This is a genomic window from Streptomyces ipomoeae 91-03 (assembly GCF_000317595.1).
GTDB lineage: Bacteria > Actinomycetota > Actinomycetes > Streptomycetales > Streptomycetaceae > Streptomyces > Streptomyces ipomoeae.
Genome location: NZ_AEJC01000593.1, coordinates 1 through 3,466, shown reverse-complemented (window position 1 = coordinate 3,466; position 3,466 = coordinate 1). Strand labels below are relative to the sequence as shown.

The 3,466-nt window shown below is 73.6% G+C and carries 4 protein-coding genes; 2 read left to right on the top strand and 2 right to left on the bottom strand.

The features are described 5' to 3' along the window. Nucleotides 1-21: 21 nt before the first annotated feature. Together STRIP9103_RS38190 and STRIP9103_RS38185 are read right to left on the bottom strand one after the other, a co-directional pair. Entirely contained in the window at nucleotides 22-789 is a 768-nt protein-coding gene (locus STRIP9103_RS38190) for a hypothetical protein (RefSeq protein ID WP_009335801.1), read from the bottom strand. 3 nt (nucleotides 790-792) lie between these two features. Then, nucleotides 793-1,869, bottom strand: coding sequence for a LacI family DNA-binding transcriptional regulator (locus STRIP9103_RS38185; RefSeq protein WP_181800267.1), 1,077 nt, complete (start codon nucleotides 1,867-1,869; stop codon nucleotides 793-795). A gap of 225 nt (nucleotides 1,870-2,094) precedes the next feature. Here STRIP9103_RS38185 and STRIP9103_RS38180 point away from each other — a divergent pair, with 225 nt between their 5' ends. Beyond that, nucleotides 2,095-3,051: an ROK family protein gene (locus tag STRIP9103_RS38180; RefSeq protein WP_009335803.1), complete on the top strand. Its 957-nt coding sequence runs from the start codon at nucleotides 2,095-2,097 to the stop codon at nucleotides 3,049-3,051. Nucleotides 3,052-3,216: 165 nt separating this feature from the next. Then, nucleotides 3,217-3,466: hypothetical protein (locus STRIP9103_RS38175; RefSeq protein WP_048821718.1), on the top strand; the 250-nt coding region annotated here is incomplete at its 3' end.

Here is a 3,466-nt window from a genome sequence, read left to right as displayed (position 1 = left end):
CGGCCCGCATCCTGCTCGGGCCTACGCCCCCGGATGCGGCCGAACGTACTGCTCCAGCCCCGACACCGTCGTCCACCGTTTCTCGGCGAACAGCTCCCTGCCGCGCACGCACAGCGCCCGGTTGCCGCGTGCCCGGGCGCAGAACTCGTCGGGGGTCGTGCCGAACAGCTCCCGTAACTCCGCCGACGCGGCGAGGAGTTCGCTGATCAGCGGGCGCTGGCGGCCCGGATGGTGGCGCGGGCCGGGGCCGCCGTTGTGGAGGACGCCCCATCGGTTGACGTAGATCCAGGCGGTGTCCAGGACTTCGCCCGACTCCACCTCGACGCGGAAGTCGGCGGCGGGGAGCGCTGCGCGGTGGAAGTTGCCGGTGGGTGAGTCGACGCCCTCGCTGGTGTCGACGACGGCGAGTTGGGCCTCGTCGAGCCAGGTGATGAACAGCTCGCGGATGGCGCCGGGGGAGTGGAAGGGCGACGCGGACATGTAACCGAGCAGGCTGACATGGGCGGAGACGCCGATCCCGATGCCGGTGACCCTGGCCTTGACCATGGGGATGCGGCACTGCACACCGTGCTCGGCCATCTTGTGCACCAGCTGCGCGGGGCAGGCGTTGGAGCCGACGGAGAGGACGGGGACGCGGTCCTCGTGGACAAGTCTGTCCAGCGGCAGCATCCGGTTGCCGTCGAGGAGCGCGGACTGCGGGGGCCAGGCGCCCGGATAGCTCAGCGGGTCCTCGCGCGGCGCCACGGCGAGGCCGAGCTCTTCGAGCGTCCGGGGACCGGGGGCCGCCAACGGTCAGTCCGCGGGCGGCAGTTCGCCCGAGCCACGGGCGATCAACCGGGTCGGCAGCTCAATACGCTCCGGGACGACGAGCGAGCCGTCCAACTGCTGGAAGAGGCGCTCGGCGGCGGTACGGCCCAGCCGGGCGGCGTCCTGGGCGATCACCGTGACGCCGGGCTGGAGCAGATCGGCGAGCTCGAAGTCGTCGAAGCCGACCAGGGCGACCCTGCGGGTGTGCTGGGCGAGGACCCGTACGACCGTGACTGTCACCCGGTTGTTGCCCGCGAACACCGCCGTGACGGGAGCCGGGCCGGACAGCATCTCCTCGGCCGCCCTGCGCACCCGCTCCGGGTCCGTGACCCCCAGGGACATCCAGCTCTCCTCGACCGTTATTCCCGCGTCCTCCATGGCCGCCCGGTAGCCGCGCAGCCGCTCGGCGGCGGTGTGGATGCGGGGCATGTCGCCGATGAACCCGATCCGGCGGTGGCCGTGGGCGATGAGGTGGGCGACGCCGTCGCGGGCCCCGCCGAAGTTGTCCGACAGCACCACGTCGGCGTCGATGCGCCCGGCCGGACGGTCCACGAACACGGTGGCGACGCCCGCCCTGATCTCGGGCTCCAGATACCGGTGGTCGTCACCGGCCGGAATGATCACGAGCCCGTCGACGCGGCGCGCGCAGAGCGCCAGCGCGAGCTCCTGCTCGCGGCCCGGGTCCTCGGCGCTGGACCCGTTGATCAGCAGCGAGCCGTGCGCGCGGGACACCTCCTCCACCGCCCGGCTGAGCGGGCCGTAGAACGGGTCCGCGAGGTCTTCGAGGACCAGGCCGATGCTGGCCGTACGGCCCTTGCGCAGCACCCGCGCGCTGTCGTTGCGCCGGAAGCCCAGCGCCTCTATCGCCTCCTGGACCCGGCGCTCGGTGTCCGGGGTGACGCCCGGCTCGCCGTTCACCACCCGGGAGACCGTCTTCAGACCTACGCCGGCCCGGGCGGCGACGTCCTTCATGGTGGGACGGTTGCCGTAGCGGCTCTCGGGTCGGCGGGCGATGCTGTCGGCGGTCTCCGGCACGATGCGCTGTCCTGTCCTGTCGTCCACGGGTGTTCTCGGTGGTGCCGTGTGGAATTTATGTGGCTGTTGAGGATGTGGCGTCGAGCATAGAGCCTGGACAACGTTGTCACGGCCGAGGGAGACTGTCTATCGCATTCTCCGGCCGGCGCCCCCCACCAGGCGAGCGTCGTGCTGCCGGTTCTCCGGCCGGAGATCCGGGTGCCGGGGGTCTCCGGTGCCCGTCCGGAGACTCGCAGCGGGAGAACGACACTGATGCAGACCGACCTCGTGGCCGCGCTCGACATCGGCGGCACCAAGATCGCCGGGGCGCTGGTGGACGGCCACGGCCGGCTCCTCGTGCGCGCGCAGCGCCCGACGCCCGCGCAGGAGGACGGTGAGACGGTGATGGGGGCCGTCGCGGACGTCCTGGGCGAACTGACCGCCACCCCGCTGTGGGGCCGGGCCACGGTCGTCGGCATCGGCAGCGCGGGCCCGGTGGACGCCTCCGCGGGCACGGTCAGCCCCGTGAACGTCCCCGGCTGGCGCGGCTTCCCCCTCGTCGAGCGGGTCCGGGCGGCCACCGGCGGGCTGCCCGTCGAGCTGATCGGCGACGGGGTGGCCATCACGGCGGCCGAGCACTGGCAGGGCGCCGCCCGCGGCCACGACAACGCGCTGTGCATGGTCGTCTCGACGGGCGTCGGCGGCGGACTCGTCCTCGGCGGCAAGCTGCACGCGGGCCCCACCGGCAACGCCGGACACATCGGGCACATCAGCGTCGACCTCGACGGCGAGCCCTGCCCCTGCGGTGCCCGCGGCTGCGTCGAGCGCATCGGGAGCGGCCCCAACATCGCCCGCCGCGCCCTGGACAACGGCTGGCGGCCGGGTCCCGACGGCGACACCTCCGCCGCCGCGGTCGCCGCCGCCGCGCAGGCCGGCGATCCCATGGCGGTCGCCTCCTTCGAACGCGCCGCCCAGGCCCTCGCCGCCGGCATCGCGGCCACCGCCACCCTCGTCGAGATCGACATCGCCGTCATCGGCGGCGGCGTCGCGGGCGCCGGCGACGTCCTCTTCGCCCCTCTCCGCGCCGCCCTCAAGAACTACGCCGCCCTGTCCTTCGTCCGGCATCTGACCATCGCCCCCGCCGTGATGGGCACGGACGCGGGGCTCGTGGGCGCGGCTGCGGCGGCGCTCGCGGCGAAGGCGAACACGCCGGCGGCCGGGGTGGGGTGACCGGCGGGGCGAGCGGCGCGGACGGCGCGCGGCCTGCGGGCGCCCTGGTGAGGGCGCCGCGCGGACCGGGGGCGGTGCTGCGGGAAGGGGTGCGGATCGGGTGCGGCGGCGGTGGTGTCCAAACACGGGCGTGACCCCTTGCCCCGTTCGGGCGTTGTGCGGGGCATGAAGAAGCGCAGCATGCTCGCCATCGCCTCCCTCGCCACCGGTTTCGTCGTCGCGGCCATCACGCCGTCGCACGGTCTCGACGCGGCGGACACGCTCGGACAGCCCGACGGCCTGAGCAAACTCGACGTCGACGGCACTCTCGGCAAGGTCGGCAAGGTCGGCAAGACGGTCGCCGGTGACGGTCTGGCCCTCGGCGACGACGCCCTCGGCGGCAAGGGTCAGAAGGGCAAGAGCGGCAAGGAGGGCT

Bases quoted from the DNA above. Each gene is read 5' to 3' on its own strand.
- STRIP9103_RS38180 (WP_009335803.1), top strand. From the start codon at position 2,095: ATGCAGACCGACCTCGTGGCCGCGCTCGACATCGGCGGCACCAAGATC.